Annotated in this window: 7 protein-coding genes, 1 tRNA gene and 2 pseudogenes; 4 read left to right on the top strand and 6 right to left on the bottom strand. The window is 63.3% G+C overall.

Annotated elements, in window-relative coordinates; genetic code table 11:
• Positions 1 to 160 precede the first annotated feature (160 nt).
• The 3 genes and pseudogenes from X773_RS51860 to X773_RS51850 all read right to left on the bottom strand — a co-directional run bounded on the left by X773_RS51860 (position 161) and on the right by X773_RS51850 (position 9734).
• Positions 161 to 1656, bottom strand: a pseudogene (locus X773_RS51860) (ATP-binding protein).
• A gap of 150 nt (positions 1657 to 1806) precedes the next feature.
• Positions 1807 to 3873, bottom strand: coding sequence for a response regulator (locus X773_RS51855; RefSeq protein ID WP_245274681.1), 2067 nt, complete (start codon positions 3871 to 3873; stop codon positions 1807 to 1809).
• A gap of 52 nt (positions 3874 to 3925) precedes the next feature.
• Positions 3926 to 9734: pseudogene (locus tag X773_RS51850) on the bottom strand (HAMP domain-containing protein).
• A 286-nt stretch (positions 9735 to 10020) separates the two neighbouring features.
• On the opposite strand from X773_RS51850, the gene X773_RS51845 reads away from it, so the two are divergent.
• On the top strand, positions 10021 to 10326 hold the full coding sequence (locus X773_RS51845; RefSeq protein WP_031211671.1) for a hypothetical protein: 306 nt from the start codon (positions 10021 to 10023) through the stop codon (positions 10324 to 10326).
• A gap of 232 nt (positions 10327 to 10558) precedes the next feature.
• On the opposite strand, the gene X773_RS51840 is transcribed toward X773_RS51845, so the two are convergent.
• A tRNA-Ala gene (locus tag X773_RS51840) sits at positions 10559 to 10634 on the bottom strand.
• 163 nt (positions 10635 to 10797) lie between these two features.
• Positions 10798 to 11187: a TIGR02300 family protein gene (locus X773_RS51835; protein WP_023676282.1), complete on the bottom strand. Its 390-nt coding sequence runs from the start codon at positions 11185 to 11187 to the stop codon at positions 10798 to 10800.
• A 194-nt stretch (positions 11188 to 11381) separates the two neighbouring features.
• On the opposite strand from X773_RS51835, the gene aroA reads away from it, so the two are divergent.
• From aroA to rpsA, 3 genes are all read left to right on the top strand, one after another.
• Positions 11382 to 12740, top strand: coding sequence for a 3-phosphoshikimate 1-carboxyvinyltransferase (gene aroA, locus X773_RS51830; protein ID WP_023676281.1), 1359 nt, complete (start codon positions 11382 to 11384; stop codon positions 12738 to 12740).
• 273 nt (positions 12741 to 13013) lie between these two features.
• On the top strand, positions 13014 to 13664 hold the full coding sequence (gene cmk, locus X773_RS51825; RefSeq protein ID WP_023676280.1) for a (d)CMP kinase: 651 nt from the start codon (positions 13014 to 13016) through the stop codon (positions 13662 to 13664).
• A gap of 205 nt (positions 13665 to 13869) precedes the next feature.
• A complete protein-coding gene (gene rpsA, locus X773_RS51820; protein ID WP_023676278.1) occupies positions 13870 to 15567 on the top strand; it encodes a 30S ribosomal protein S1 in 1698 nt (565 codons plus the stop codon).
• A gap of 104 nt (positions 15568 to 15671) precedes the next feature.
• On the opposite strand, the gene X773_RS51815 is transcribed toward rpsA, so the two are convergent.
• A complete protein-coding gene (locus tag X773_RS51815) occupies positions 15672 to 16379 on the bottom strand; it encodes an SDR family NAD(P)-dependent oxidoreductase (protein ID WP_023676277.1) in 708 nt (235 codons plus the stop codon).
• Positions 16380 to 16382: the final 3 nt, after the last annotated feature.

Here is a 16382-nt window from a genome sequence, read left to right as displayed (position 1 = left end):
GCAGAACGGTCGCGGTCAGTCTTCGAACTCGGGCGGAACGTCCGCATCGGAGCCGAGACTTAACATTCACGGCATCACTGGCAAGGCCGGATATGGCGCAAAACAAACTTAGCCCCCTGCATGATAAGCGGTGCTTTCCCAGAGTGAGTTCGTTCCCCCTTCACACCAAACTCCTCTGCTCCGCCTCCTCCGCATTGGGATCCCCCGGCGCAGTCGCCCAGGCGAGTTCAACCAGCGTCACCGTCCGCCTTCCAGTGCTATCAAGCTGGCAGACGATGAGGCCTTGCTCCTCGATATAGGTCAGCAGGCGCCGGGCGCGGCGCAGCGAGTGCGAGCCGTAGGCGCGGGCGATTGCCGCGTCGCTCGGGCAGGGCCAGCCCTCCTTGGCGGCGCGAGCGATCATCATGAACACGCCTTGCATGTCCTCGGGCAGCAGCGAGGCGCGCGCCGAGACGTCCTGCCAGGCGTCGTCGCCCGCCATGTCGGAGCCGAGGCCGGCGCGGGCGCGGGTCAGCATGCGGCGGAACTCGGGCAGGTCCGGCACGACCGAGGCGAGGCCCTCGATGCGGCAGCGGACCACGAACTCCTGATAAAGCACGCCGATGACCCGGAAGCCGGCATCGGGTTGCGCCAGCACGGCGCGCAGCACCCGGTCGACGCGCTCGCGCCGCTCCGCCAAATCCTCGGCGCTGATTTGCGCCTCCGCTGCTTCCGGGCGGATTTCCAGCGCCGCCGACTTCGCCGCCATCAGCTGATCGAGCAGATCCGGCGACGAGCGGCGCTGCGGCCGGACGGTTTCCGGCGGCGGGGCCGCCAGGATGATCGCACGGGCATCCTCCAACGCCGATTCCGGCAGCGGCATCAGGCGCGGGGTCGCGTTGCGCGGGCTTGTATCTGTCGGGCCGATGCGCAAGCCGAGCGGACGGCGCGACAGCGCCGGGCCGAGCGCCATGAATTGCCCGCGCTCGAGGTCGCGAAAGGCCTCGGCCTGGCGCCGCTCCATGCCGAGAAGGTCGGCGGCGCGCGCCATGTCGATATCGAGAAAAGTCCGGCCCATGAGGAAATTGGAAGCCTCGGCGGCGACGTTCTTGGCAAGCTTGGCCAGCCGCTGGGTGGCGATGATCCCGGCCAGCCCGCGTTTGCGGCCACGGCACATCAGATTCGTCATGGCGCCGAGCGAGAGCTTGCGCGCCTCGTCCGAAACCTCGCCGGCGACGGCCGGCGCGAACAGCTGCGCCTCGTCCACCACCACCAGCATCGGGTACCAGTGGTCGCGGGCGACCTCGAAAGCCCGCCGAGGAAGGCGGCGGCGCGCCGCATCTGGTTCTCGGCGTCGAGCCCCTCGAGATTGAGCACCGTGGAGACGCGGTGGATGCGCGCCCGCTCGCCGGCGCTCTGCAGGCCGCGCTCGGTATGCTCCTCGGCGTCGATCACCAGATGGCCAAAACGGTCGCCCAGCGTCACGAAGTCGCCTTCGGGGTCGATGATGGTCTGCTGCACCCAGGGCGCGCTCTGCTCCAAGAGCCGGCGCAGCAGGTGGGACTTGCCGGAGCCCGAATTGCCCTGCACCAGAAGCCGCGTCGCCAGCAGTTCCTCAAGATCCAGCGCCGCCGGGGCGCCTGCGCTCGTCTGGCCCATCTCGATCGCAACGGTCATGTCTCGACTCTCCTTGCGGAGAGGGCTTATCAACCGCATCACAGCCCGTCGAGCGCGCCATGGCCGGCGCTCCGTGTTGCACACAGGCTGGATGTCGCGGACGATCGAGGATACGGAACGTACCGTTTCGATTCGATGAGGCTTGCCTCTTCAGGTCGAAAACCGGTACCCGCCTTTCACCGGCTGGGCCTGCCTGGCTTTCTGCGAGCCGGCGCGCGCGGCCGCCGCAAGAATGCTCTCCATCAGGTCCTTTTCGCGCAGCGGTTTGCCGAGCAGCGGCACGTCGGGAGGCCGGTCGGCGATCGCGTCGGCATCGGCATATCCCGTTATCATCACCGCCGGCCAATCGGACCGCAGATTGCGGGCGAACCGAATGACCTCCAGGCCCGAGACCAGCGGCATGGCAAAATCGGTGACGATGACATCGAAATCGTACGGCGCCCGCTCGATCATCGCCAGCGCTTCGGCACCGCCCCCGGCACAGGTAACCGCAAAGCCGTGTTGGCGAAGCGATTGGGCCGTCAGTTCCCGTAGTACATTGCTGTCGTCGATCAGCAGGACCGATGGATAGTCCTCGCCGGCATTCCCGACGCTGTCGTCGGGATCGGACTTCTCGGCGATTTCCACCGGGCGCTCGATTGAACGCGGCAGCCAGAGCTGGACGGATGTTCCACTGCCGACGGTGCTTTCAATGCGAAGCGTGCCGCCCGATTGCTTGACGAAACCATGCACCGTGCTCAGACCGAGGCCAGTGCCTTTGCCGACCGGTTTTGTGGTGAAGAACGGTTCGACGACCTTGGCGAGAATGTCAGCCGGTATGCCCGACCCCGTGTCCTTGACCGTGACCACGACATAGTCGCCCGCCGAAATATCCTCGGCTGCACTGCCCAGCGTTCGATTTTGCGCCTCCACGATTATCGTGCCGCCGGACGGCATGGCATCGCGCGCGTTGAAGACCAGGTTCATCAGCGCGAGCTCCAGCTGGCCGGCATCGACATGCGCCGGCCACACAGTGTCGTCGACAAGCCAATCGAAACGGATCAGGCCGCCCAGGACCGGGGCCACCAACCCGTTCATTGTATCGCCGAGCGCGGCGAGGCGCACGGCCTGCGGCCGCAGCGTCTGGCGGCGCGAGAAGGCAAGCATGCGGTTGACGAGCTCGGCGCCTTGTTTTGCCGACCGGCGTGTCAGTTCCAGAACCTGCCTGGTCTGTCCGTCGAACTCGGCATGGCGCTCGAGCAATCCCAATCCGCTGAGAATTGCGGCAAGCAGATTGTTGAAATCATGCGCCAGGCCGCCGGTAAGCTTGCCGATCGCGTCGAGGCGCTGCGACTGCAGCAGCTGGTCCTCAAGCTCGCGCCGTTCGGTAACGTCCAGCAATGTGCCGAGGATCTCGGGCTTCCGGCCGTCGGAGCCATTCGACAGGACGCCCTGATCGAGAAAAATCCGGTAATTGCCGTCGGCGCATTGCCAGCGGAATTCGCAGGTGTAGGAGCCGGTGGCCTTGGCTGCGAGCAGGACCTCCCTCACTCTCGGCAGATCGTCGGGATGAACGCGGCTCAGGCCGAAGCCTGGATCGGCGGTCAGCCGTTCCGCAGGAAAGCCGGTCAGGCGTTCGACCCCTTCGGTGACAAAGCTGGCGCCGAACGGCGGCTCCGCCGCCCTTGCGTGGAAGCAGACCGGAAGAGAGCTCAAAATGGCATGCTGCCGCTCCTGTGCGCTGCGCAGCGCCCGCTCGGCCTCGAGCTTTTCCTTCTGCGCCTGCAGTGCCTGGGCCAGCAGCCGTTGCTCGGCAGCCGCCTTTTGCTGGATTTCGAGCGTCTTCTCATGAAGTTCGACGAACACGGCAACCTTGGAACGCAGCATGGCCGGGTCGAAAGGCTTGAACACGTAATCCACCGCGCCGGCGTCGTAGCCGCGCAGCATGTGCGCGTCTTCCTTGTTGATGGCGGTGAGAAAAATTATCGGCGTTCGCCTGGATTGCTCGCGCTGGCGGATCAATCCCGCGGTCTCGTAGCCATCCAGCCGGGGCATCAGCACGTCCAGCAGGATGACTGCGAAATCCTCCTTCAGCAGTGCGCGCAACGCCTCTTCGCCCGACTGCACGCAGACGACTTCACCGATAGGGGCCAGAACCTCGCCGATCGCCAGCAGATTGCGCTCGTCGTCATCCACGGCCAGGATGCGCGCCTTTGCCGGCCCCGCTGCCGGCGCCATGACCTCCAGCTTCCTTGCTCCGTTTCTCGACAGCTTCTGCATCGAGCGGCCGTCAGTTCACTGCCATGAGCGTCTTTTCCGGACCATGGACACGGGATCGCGAACGGCCGATCCAGACACGCAGCAATGCCAACAGCAGATCGAGGTCGACAGGCTTGGCGATGTAGTCGGAGGCGCCGGCGTCGAGGCACTTCTGCCGGTCGCCCTTCATTGCCTTGGCTGTGACCGAGATCAACGGGATATGGGCGATCGCCGGCATGCTGCGGATCTGCCGCATCGTCTCGTAGCCATCCATTTCCGGCATCATAATATCGATCAGTGCCGCATCGATGTCCGGGCTCTGCTCCAGAAGCGCGATACCTTCCCGGCCGCGCTCCGCATGCAGTACCTGGATGTCATAGGTCTCGAGAACGCTGGTAAGCGAATAGATGTTGCGGATGTCGTCGTCGACGATGAGGACCTTTGCGCCGGCGAGGTCGAATTTGTCCGGCTGTTCGGCTGCCGCACCATCGTTTTCGTGGCCTCGCCCGGGGAGTGTTGCCGACATCAGGAGAGCCAGCTGCGCGAAATTCTCCGCCCGCGGAACATCCGCCAATGCCGGATGCAAGGCGAGCGACTGTTGCAGCGCTTCCGGATGAGGCGCAAAGAACAGCAGTCGCGACACCAACTGCCCGAACAGGACGGCAATCTCATCCAGCATCTGGGCGTTGTCCTTGGCCGAGCGGCCAAAGCCGAGCACAACGGCATCATAGTTGGCCATGCCGATTTCGTCCGCATTCGCCGCGACGCGGCCGATCGCCGTAACCGAGGTGACGCCGTCGCGGATCGCCTCGATCAGCGAAAGGCGGCGCTCGGGATCGGGATCGGCAATCAGGACGCGGCTCTGGACGCGGAGCTTTCTGGAATGAATATCCTGGAAGACCTTCATCAGTTCGTCCGACGATACGGGCTTGGTTGAAATGCTGGATGCACCCTTGCGGGCAAGCACCTCGATGTCTTCGGCGCCCGAGATGACATGAACGGGAATGTCCTTGGTTTTCGGGTCATGGCGAAGCAGATCGAACAACACCCAGCCGTCGATATCCGATAGTCCGAGATCGAGCGTAATCGCGTCGGGAACCAGCTTGCGTGCCAAAGCCAGCGTGCCGGAGCCCGCAGTCGACAGGACGCCTTTCAGCCCGGCCGAACGTGCAAGGCCGAGCAGCAATCCGCCGAAGGTCGGGTCATCCTCGACGATCAGCACGACCCGATCTTCCGACGAGATCGTGTCGCGGTCATCGAGCAATTCGGAGGACGGCGGGCTCGGCTGCGCTGTCGTCGCGGCCACCTCCATCGCCGGCAGCAACGCCGATTGCGGGGCCAAGGCCATCCGGGGTCCGTCGAATGGGATGACCAGAGTGAACGTCGAACCCTTGCCCGGCGTGCTCTCGACCCGCAATTCGCCGCCGAGCAGCCGGGCAATCTCCCGGCTGATCGAGAGCCCAAGCCCGGTGCCGCCATATTTGCGGCTTGTGGTGCCGTCGGCCTGCTGGAAGGCCTCGAAAATCAGCTTCTGCTTGTCTTGCGGAATACCGATGCCGGTATCGGTGACCACGATCGCGAGCGCCTCCATCGGTTGCGCCGAAACGTTGTGACGGCCCGTCTTTTCGGCCCGGAAATTCAAGCGGACCTCGCCTTGCGAGGTGAATTTGAAGGCGTTCGACAAAAGGTTGAGCACGATTTGCTGCAAGCGCTTCTCGTCGGTGCGGACGGTCTCCGGAAGCTCGGGGTCGACATTGATGGTGAAGCCAAGCCCCTTGTCGGTCGCCAGCTGCCGGAAGGTTCGCTCCATATGCTGGCGAAGATGCACCACGGGCATATCGTTGATATCGATCGAGACGGTGCCCGATTCGATCTTCGACAGATCGAGGATGTCGTTGATGAGGCTCAAAAGGTCGGTGCCGGCCGAATTGATGGTGCGCGCGAACTCGACCTGCTTGTCGTTGAGATTGCCCTGCTGGTTGGTTGCGAGCAGGTTTGAAAGGATGAGCAGCGAGTTCAGCGGCGTGCGCAGTTCGTGGCTCATATTGGCGAGGAATTCCGACTTGTATTTCGAGGTAAGCGCCAGCTGCTCGGCCTTCTCCTCCAGCGCCCGCCGCGCCATCTCGATTTCCAGGTTCTTGTTCTCCACCTGCTTCTTTTCGTTCTCGAGCAGCTGCGCCTTTTCCTGCAGCTCCTCATTGGTGGCGTGCAGCTCCTCCTGCTTCTTGGTCAGTTCGGTCTGACGCGCCTGCAATTCCGAGGTCAGCAGCTGCGACTGCTTGAGCAGGCCTTCGGTGCGCATGGTGGCGGCGATGGTGTTGAGAACGATGCCGACGGATTCCATCAGCTGGTTGAGGAACGACTGGTGCGTGTCGCGGAATTCGCTGAACGAGGCGAGTTCGATGACGGCCTTCACCTCGTCCTCGAACAGAGCCGGAAGAATGATCACGTTCGCCGGCGCGGCATTGCCAAGGCCGGAGGTAACGCGCAGGAAATTCGGCGGCACATTGTCCAGCATGATGGCGCGCTTGTCGGCGGCACTCTGCCCGACAAGCCCTTCACGCAGATCGAGGCGTTGCTTGATTTCCGCCTTGCTTTCGGCGCCATAGGAGGCGGCGAGCTCCAGATAGAATTCATCCTCGTCGCGGTTGGTCACATAGAACACGCCATATTGCGCATTCACCAGCGGGGCGAGTTCGGACATGATGAGGCGCGAGATCGTGGCCAGGTCGCGCTCGCCCTGCAGCATGCGCGAGAAGCGGGCGAGATTGGTCTTCAGCCAGTCCTGCTCGGCATTCTTCAGCGTCTGGTCCTTCAAATTGCGGATCATCTCGTTGATGTTGTCTTTCAGCGCCGCCACCTCGCCGGAGGCCTGGACGCTGATCGAGCGGGTCAGATCGCCCTTGGTCACCGCCGTCGACACCTCGGCGATGGCGCGCACCTGAGTGGTCAGGTTGGCCGCGAGCTGATTGACGTTGTCGGTCAGGTCGCGCCAAAGGCCGGCAGCGCCGGGCACCCGGGCCTGGCCGCCGAGTTTGCCCTCGATGCCCACCTCGCGGGCGACGTTCGTCACCTGGTCGGCAAAGGTTGCGAGCGTCTCGATCATGCCGTTGATGGTGTCGGCGAGCGAAGCGATTTCGCCCTTGGCGTCGACCGTCAGCTTGCGCCTGAGATTGCCTTGGGCAACCGCGGTCACGACATCGGCGATGCCGCGCACCTGGTTGGTCAGGTTCGTCGCCATCAGATTGACGTTGTCGGTCAGGTCCTTCCAGGTGCCGGCAACGCCCTCGACGCGCGCCTGGCCGCCGAGCTTGCCTTCGGTGCCGACCTCGCGGGCAACGCGTGTCACCTCGCCGGCAAAGGAATTCAGCTGGTCGACCATGGTGTTGATGGTCGATTTCAGCTCGAGGATCTCGCCCTTGACGTCGACGGTGATCTTCTTCGACAGGTCGCCGCGCGCCACGGCGGTCGTCACCTCGGCGATGTTGCGCACCTGGCCGGTCAGGTTCTCGGCCATGGAATTCACATTGTCGGTCAGGTCCTTCCAGGTGCCGGCAACGCCGCGCACCTGCGCCTGGCCACCGAGCTTGCCGTCCGAACCGACTTCGCNCCATGGAATTCACATTGTCGGTCAGGTCCTTCCAGGTGCCGGCAACGCCGCGCACCTGCGCCTGGCCGCCGAGCTTGCCCTCTGTGCCGACCTCGCGCGCCACGCGCGTCACCTCCGAGGCGAAGGAATTGAGCTGGTCGACCATCGTATTGATGGTGTCCTTCAGCTCGAGGATTTCGCCGCGCACATCGACGGTGATTTTCTTCGACAGGTCGCCAAGCGCCACCGCCGTGGTCACCTCGGCGATGTTGCGCACCTGGCCGGTCAGGTTGGCGGCCATCGCATTGACGTTGTCGGTCAGGTCTTTCCAGGTGCCGGCAACGCCGCGCACCTGCGCCTGGCCACCGAGCTTGCCGTCCGAACCGACTTCGCGCGCCACGCGCGTCACCTCGGAAGCGAAGGAATTCAGTTGGTCGACCATCGTATTGATGACGTCCTTGATCTGCAGGATCTCGCCCAGTGCATCGACGGTGATCTTCTGGGTCAAATCGCCGGTCGCAATTGCCGTCGCCACCTTGGAGACGTCGCGCAACTGCACGGTCAGATTGCCGGCCATGGCGTTGACGTTGTCGGTCAGGTCCTTCCAGGTGCCGCCGACACCCTCGACATGCGCCTGGCCGCCGAGCTTGCCTTCCGACCCCACTTCGCGCGCCACACGCGTCACTTCCGAGGCGAAGGAATTGAGCTGGTCGACCATCGTGTTGACGGTATCCTTGAGCTCCAGGATTTCGCCCTTGACGTCGACGGTGATCTTCTTCGACAGGTCGCCGCGGGCAACGGCGGTCGTCACCTCGGCGATGTTGCGGACCTGGCCGGTCAGGTTGGCGGCCATCAGGTTGACGTTATCGGTCAGGTCTTTCCAGGTGCCGCCGACCCCTTTCACCTCGGCCTGGCCGCCGAGCTTGCCTTCGGTTCCGACCTCGCGCGCCACACGCGTCACTTCCGAAGCGAAGGAATTGAGCTGGTCGACCATCGTGTTGATGGTGTCCTTGAGCTCGAGGATTTCGCCCTGCACGGCGACAGTGATCTTCTTCGACAGGTCGCCCGAAGCGACCGCAGTCGTCACCTCGGCGATGTTGCGCACCTGGCCGGTCAGGTTCTCGGCCATCGAATTGACGTTGTCGGTCAGGTCCTTCCAGGTGCCGGCGACGCCGCGCACCTGCGCCTGGCCGCCGAGCTTGCCCTCGGTGCCGACCTCGCGGGCGACGCGCGTCACCTCGCCGGCAAATGAATTCAGCTGGTCGACCATGGTGTTGATAGTCGATTTCAGCTCGAGGATCTCTCCCTTGACGTCGACGGTGATCTTCTTCGACAGGTCGCCCAGCGCCACAGCCGTCGTCACCTCGGCTATATTGCGCACCTGGCCGGTCAGGTTCTCGGCCATCAGGTTGACGTTGTCGGTCAGGTCCTTCCATGTGCCGCCGACACCTTCGACGCGCGCCTGGCCGCCGAGCTTGCCTTCTGTACCGACTTCGCGCGCGACGCGCGTCACTTCCGAGGCGAAGGAATTGAGCTGGTCGACCATCGTGTTGATGGTGTTCTTGAGTTCGAGGATTTCGCCTTTCACGTCGACGGTAATCTTCTTCGACAGGTCGCCGGAAGCGACGGCGGTCGTCACCTCGGCGATGTTGCGCACCTGCCCGGTCAGGTTCGTCGCCATCGCGTTGACGTTGTCGGTCAGGTCCTTCCAGGTCCCGGCCACACCTTTCACGCGGGCCTGGCCGCCGAGCTTGCCTTCGGTGCCGACCTCGCGCGCCACGCGCGTCACTTCCGAGGCGAAGGAGGCCAGTTGCCCGACCATGGTGTTGACGATCTTGCCGATGCGCAGAAACTCGCCGCGCAGCTGCCGGCCGTCGATTTCGACCATCATCGTCTGCGACAGGTCGCCTTTGGCGACCGCGCCGATGACGCGCGCCACTTCGGCCGTCGGCTGAACCATGTCCTCGATCAGATCGTTGACGGAACGGACGCTCGATTCCCAGCTGCCGGTGGCGTTGCGGACACGGCCGCGTTCGCCGATCCGGCCATCCTTGCCGACGACCTTGCTGAGGCGTTCGAACTCGCGCGTGACCTGATCGTTGAGTTCTACGATTTCGTTGAAGGTGTCGGCGATCTCGGAATCAAGGCCGGCGTAGACATTGTCGATACGAACGGAGAAATCACCGCTCCGAAAAGCCTTCAGCGCGTTCAGTATTTGACGGTGGTCCAATTGCCTTGTGGATGCAAGCACGCTCACAGCGCCCCTCCCAGCTCACGGATTTCTTGAATGTCCTGGTGAAACTGTCCCCTGCGGCCGACACAACTCCCCGCAAGCGCAAGAACGCGGCATGCTCGATTTGGTTCCAGACGAAATTGCCGCTATGCGGCAGGAATTTCGCAGCCGCATTCACGAAACGACGAGCAACAAAGATCCATAATGATGTATCGATCAATATTTCTGCCCAACGGAACATCTCGAAAAAACTCTCGTTGGTATAGATCGCGATAGAGCGATGCAACTCGATGGAGACACTAAGATGATGAAAATTCTCTCTGCATCCCTACTTGCTATCGGCCTGGCCACATCTGCCATGGCACAATCCATGGACTCCGCGACCGGTAGCGCCGATGGCAATACCGGCGTCAACACAGGCACTTCCGGCGGCAACACCGGGACCGGCAGCGCAACTACCCCGAACACGATCGATCCGAACGCAACGAACGCTACCACGCCGCAGACAAACGGTATGGAGGACCGCTGTAAGGATACGGCGAGCAGCGATACCGACAACAATACCCCCAGCGGCGCCATGACGTCGGATATGCAGAACTGCAACAAGTAACGGAGTTTTGCTCAGCCGTCATTTCAGCCCGCTGCCTGGTCCAGACCGGTGCTCGCGGTTCAAACCACAGCCAGAAACATGCACTGACCGGGCACGGGCTCATTACTTCTGAATGGATCGGCGAGCCCAAGCCGGGCGGCCGATTAACTAGTCTCAGCTAGGTTCTGCGATAGGCGGCGGCCAGCCCGGACGGGCGGGCGGGCGGGCGTTCTGCTGATTTCGCGGAGAGAACTGGTGGAGCCAATCGGAATCGAACCGACGACCTCTTGAATGCCATTCAAGCGCTCTCCCAACTGAGCTATGGCCCCACTCCGGCAGTTCACCGGCGCCGTTTCCGGCGAAGAGATCCGGCGCGGGTTCTAGACCGCGCCGTTAGTGAAGGCGGCTTCTAACCCCGCCTTCAGTCAATATCAAGCCTTCAAGAACCGCTTTTTCTAGGCAGCGCCGCGAAAGCCGGCGAATGCGGTTCGCTCAGACCTCGTCGTCGTCTTCGCCGACGCCGATCATGTCGGCAACGTCGTCGTCTTCTTCCTCCTCGTCGGCGAGGAACGTGTCATCCTCGTCATCGCCAAGGTCAACGTCGTCTTCGTCATCGCCGAGATCGGGAAGCTCGTCGGCCTTCGCGTCCTCGTCCGCCTCTTCGAGCGAGACGACCTCGACGCCCTCTTCCTCCTCGGCGTCCACTTCCTTCTCGGCAACTTCCTCTTCCTCCTCGAGAGCGGCGATCTTGCCTTCTTCGAAATAGGAGCGCGGATAGCTCTTGCCCGTGTAAGGCGAGACGATCGGGTCCTTGTTCAAGTCATAGAATTTTCGACCCGTCTCCGGGTCGATGCGTTTGGTGCCAAGTTCGGGTTTTGCCACAGCAAGCCTCGTCGATGAAAGTTTGGTCCCCTTAACCAGAGTTTACGGCGCTGTCAAAGCGAAAAGCCGGCGTCCCAAAAAGCTTGAATTCGAAGGCCTTCATACCAAGGGGATGACCATTTCGGTACGCCATGATAGGAGACCCCGCAAACCAGCAGAAAATGGCCGGCCGCCGGCGTTTTCAGGAAAGAACCATGTCGCACACTGCCGCCCCGAAGCAGGCCACCGCCCGCAAATCATCTGGCCTTTCAGGCGCGGCACGGGTGCCGGGCGACAAGTCGATCTCGCACCGCTCGTTCATGTTCGGTGGCCTGGCCTCCGGCGAAACCCGCATCACCGGGCTGCTGGAAGGCGAGGACGTGATGCGTACGGGCGCTGCCATGAAGGCCATGGGCGCCCATATCGAGAAGCATGGCGCTGAGTGGGTGATCCGCGGTACCGGCAACGGCGCGCTGCTGCAGCCGGTAGGCCCGCTCGATTTCGGCAATGCCGGCACGGGCTCACGCCTCACCATGGGCCTGGTCGGCACCTATGACATGAAAACCACCTTCATCGGCGACGCCTCGCTGTCGGGCCGGCCGATGGGCCGGGTGCTCGAACCGCTCCGCCAGATGGGCGTGCAGGTGCTGAAGGCGACGCCCGGCGACCGCATGCCGATCACGCTGCACGGGCCCAAGCACGCCGCGCCGATCACCTACCGCGTGCCGATGGCATCGGCGCAGGTCAAGTCGGCGGTGCTGCTGGCTGGGCTGAACACGCCGGGCATCACCACCGTCATCGAGCCGGTTATGACGCGCGACCACACCGAAAAGATGCTCAAGGGGTTCGGCGCCAATCTGTCGGTCGAGACCGACGAGCGCGGCGTGCGCCACATTTTCATCGAAGGCCAGGGCAAGCTCACCGGCCAGACCATCGCGGTGCCGGGCGACCCCTCCTCGGCCGGCTTTCCGCTGGTGGCGGCGCTGATCGTGCCGGGCTCGGACATTACAATCGAAAACGTGCTGATGAACCCGACCCGCACCGGACTTCTGTTGACGCTGCAGGAAATGGGCGCCTGGATCGACATAATCGATCCGCGCAACGAAGGTGGCGAGGACGTCGCCGACCTGCGCGTACGCTATTCCGAACTGAAAGGCGTCACCGTGCCGCCCGGACGGGCGCCGACGATGATCGACGAGTATCCGGTGCTTGCCGTGGCGGCGAGCTTTGCCGAGGGCGAAACGCTGATGCTTGGCCTGGAAGAACTGCGCGTGAAGGAATCCGACCGGCTGTCGGCAGTGGCCGAAGGGCTGAAGCTCAACGGCGTCGACTGCAGCGAAGGCGAGGCCTCGCTTGTCGTGCGCGGAAAGCCCGGCGGCAAGGGCCTCGGCCAACACCCCAACGGACAGGGCACCATCGTCCAGACCCATCTCGACCACCGCATCGCCATGAGTTTTCTGGTGATGGGGCTGGCGACGGAAAAGCCCGTGACCATCGACGACCAGGCGATGATCGCGACCAGCTTTCCGGAATTCATGGGTCTGATGAAAGGGCTTGGGGCGGAGATCGAGTAGCTTGATAGCAATCAATAGCCTTGGGGGTTGGGGCCAAACTGGAACGTCGGCGGGACAGCGCCCCCCTCTGTCCTGCCGGACATCTCCCCCACAAGGAGGGAGATTGGCAGCTTCGGCGCTCCGCTCAATCCTGCGACGTGGACAATTGGCGAAAGCCGCGATGGCCGCCGATCTCCCCCCAAGTGGGGGAGATGTCCGGCAGGACAGAGGGGGGCGCGAAGGATCGCCACGCCTATCTGGATCATTGCGCTTTTCGATTCCGGTGGGCGGCCAATGACCTCAACTTTCACCATCGCCATCGACGGACCTGCCGGTGCCGGCAAAGGCACCCTTGCCCGGCGGCTGGCCGATCACTACCGGCTGAACCTGCTCGACACCGGTCTTACCTATCGCGCGGTGGCGCATTCGCTGCTCCGGCTCGGCCTGCCGCTCGACAATGTCTCGGCCGCTGAAACCGCGGCTCGCCAGGTCGATCTGGCAAAGCTCGACCGCGCCGTGCTTTCGGCACACGCGGTCGGCGAGGCGGCTTCGAAAGTGGCTGTCATCCCGTCGGTCCGGCGCATACTGGTCGACAAGCAGCGCGACTTTGCAAAAACCCCGCCGGGTGCGGTGCTCGACGGCCGCGACATCGGCACCGTCGTCTGTCCCGATGCCGACGTAAAACTCTATGTCACGGCCAGCGCCGAGGTGCGGGCAAAGCGGCGGCTGGATGAAATCGAGAGCATCGGCGGCACCGCTAATTTCGATGAAATCCTTGCCGATATCGTGCGCCGCGACGAGCGCGACATGGGCCGCATGGACTCGCCCTTGAAGCCGGCCGCCGATGCGCACTTGCTCGACACGTCGGAAATGGCTATAGAGGCCGCGTTTCTGGCAGCTCAGGCGATCATCGACGATGTCCTGGCCAAGAGAAACGAAGCCTGAGCCGGGTTTTCCTGCCGCCGCCGATTGCCGGCGACAACAAGACTTCCCATATCGGGTATGAACCAGCCTGCCAGCATTCTTCATGCGCCGGAATTGCCGCTCAAGGGCGGCCAAGGGCTTTTTGCCCGGAACGCCGGCAGGCCAACGCAACGCTAACCCACGGCGCCCGCCCCGCGACAGATTGCGGGGCATTCCAGGAGAAACTATGTCAGTTGCAAATCCCACTCGCGATGATTTCGCGAGCCTGCTCGAAGAATCATTTTCCGCCGGCCATTCCGGCGAAGGCCAGGTCGTCAAGGGCATCATCACTGCCATTGAAAAGGACATGGCCATCATCGACGTCGGCCTCAAGGTCGAAGGCCGCGTGCCGCTGAAGGAATTCGGCGTCAAGGGCAAGGACACGACGCTCAAGGTCGGCGACACGGTCGAGGTCTATGTCGAGCGTATCGAAAATGCGCTTGGCGAAGCCATGCTGTCGCGTGAGAAGGCCCGCCGCGAAGAGAGCTGGGTCCGTCTCGAAGAGAAGTTCACCAAGGGCGAACGCGTCGAAGGCGTCATCTTCAACCAGGTCAAGGGCGGCTTCACCGTCGACCTCGACGGCGCTGTGGCCTTCCTGCCGCGCAGCCAGGTCGACATCCGCCCGATCCGCGACGTCTCGCCGCTGATGCACAACCCGCAGCCCTTCGAGATCCTCAAGATGGATCGCCGCCGCGGCAACATCGTGGTGTCGCGCCGCACCGTGCTCGAGGAAAGCCGCGCCGAACAGCGTTCGGAAATCGTGCAGAACCTCGAAGAAGGCCAAGTAGTCGAAGGCGTCGTCAAGAACATCACCGACTATGGTGCGTTCGTCGACCTCGGCGGCATCGATGGCCTGCTGCACGTCACCGACATGGCCTGGCGCCGCGTCAATCATCCGACCGAAATCCTCAACATCGGCCAGACGGTCAAGGTGCAGATCATCCGCATCAACCAGGAAACCCACCGCATCTCGCTCGGCATGAAGCAGCTCGAGAGCGATCCGTGGTCCGAGATCGGCACCAAGTTCCCGATCGGCAAGAAGATCAAGGGTACCGTCACCAACATCACCGACTACGGCGCATTCGTCGAGCTGGAGCCGGGCATCGAAGGCCTCATCCACGTTTCGGAAATGTCGTGGACCAAGAAGAACGTGCATCCCGGCAAGATCCTGTCGACGACGCAGGAAGTCGACGTGGTGGTGCTCGAAGTCGATCCGGCCAAGCGCCGTATCTCGCTCGGCCTCAAGCAGACGCTGGAGAACCCGTGGGAGGCCTTCGCGCGCAGCCATCCGGTCGGCAGCCAGGTCGAGGGCGAGGTCAAGAACAAGACCGAGTTCGGCCTGTTCATCGGCCTCGAAGGCGACGTCGACGGCATGGTCCACCTTTCCGACCTCGACTGGACCCGTCCGGGCGAGCAGGTGATCGAGGAGTACAATCGCGGTGACATGGTCAAGGCGCAGGTGCTCGACGTCGACATCGACAAGGAGCGCATCTCGCTCGGCATCAAGCAGCTGGCCAAGGACACGGTCGGCGAAGCAGCGACGTCAGGCGAACTGCGCAAGAACGCAGTCGTCACCTGCGAGGTTATCGGCGTGAAGGATGGCGGTCTGGAAGTGCGGCTGGTCGACAGCGGCATCGAGACCTTCATCAAGCGCTCCGACCTCAGCCGTGACCGCGACGAGCAGCGCCCCGAGCGCTTCACCGTCGGCCAGAAAGTCGACGCCCGCGTCATCGCCTTCGACAAGAAGACCCGCAAGCTGCAGGTCTCGATCAAGGCGCTGGAAATCGCCGAAGAGAAGGAAGCGGTCGCTCAGTACGGCTCAACCGATTCCGGCGCTTCGCTGGGCGATATTTTGGGTGCCGCGCTGAAGAAGCAGGGCAGCTAAGCCAACACCGCGCCTCGCGCGGGTTATAAACGAAACAAAAAGCCTCGCCGGAACGATCCGGCGGGGCTTTTGCTTGTGACCTTTGCTTGCGACGGACCGCAGGCTCAGGCCCGGCCGTAGAGTGGCACCAGCGTGCCGCTGATCGCCATGTTGGCCGGCGAGGCAAGGTAGGCAATGGCCTCGGCCGCCGCTTCAAGGCTGACCCATCTACTGAAATCTGCGTTCGGCATGTCAGCCCGGTTGGCCGGCGTGTCGAGCGTCGAAGGCGCCACGGCGTTGACCAGGATGCCGTTGCCCTTCAGCTCTTCGGCTATCGCCACGGTCATCGCGGCGACTGCCGCCTTGGCGGCGGCGTAGGCCACCTTGCCGGAGCCGCGCCGCGGATCGAGCCCGGCTCGCGCGGTGACATTGACGATGCGGCCCGGCACGGAAGATCCCAGCATCGAGCGTATCGCCGCGCGGCAGCACAGAAAGGTGGTGCGGGCATTGGTGTCCATCATCTCGGCGAAGGAGGCGGGTTCGATCTTCTCGACCGGCGCCGCGGTGAAGCCGCCGGCAAGATGCACCGATGCCCATAAATCTGGAACGCTGGCATAGAAGGCGTCGACCTTGGCAGGGTCGGCAAGGTCGACATTGTGCGCCAGCCTGACGCGGTCATGCGCCGGAAAGGGAAAATGCGCAGGCGCGGCAGCGTGGGCATTGGGCACATGGCAGATCGCGCCCTGCTCCAGCAGTTTTCCTACGACCGCGCCGCCAAGGGCACCGGTGCCGCCGGTCACCACGATATGTCTGCCGTCCAGTGTTTCCGTCATATT

The organism is Mesorhizobium sp. LSJC280B00, from assembly GCF_000502835.1.
GTDB lineage: Bacteria > Pseudomonadota > Alphaproteobacteria > Rhizobiales > Rhizobiaceae > Mesorhizobium.
This window is presented reverse-complemented; position numbering and strand designations above follow the sequence as displayed.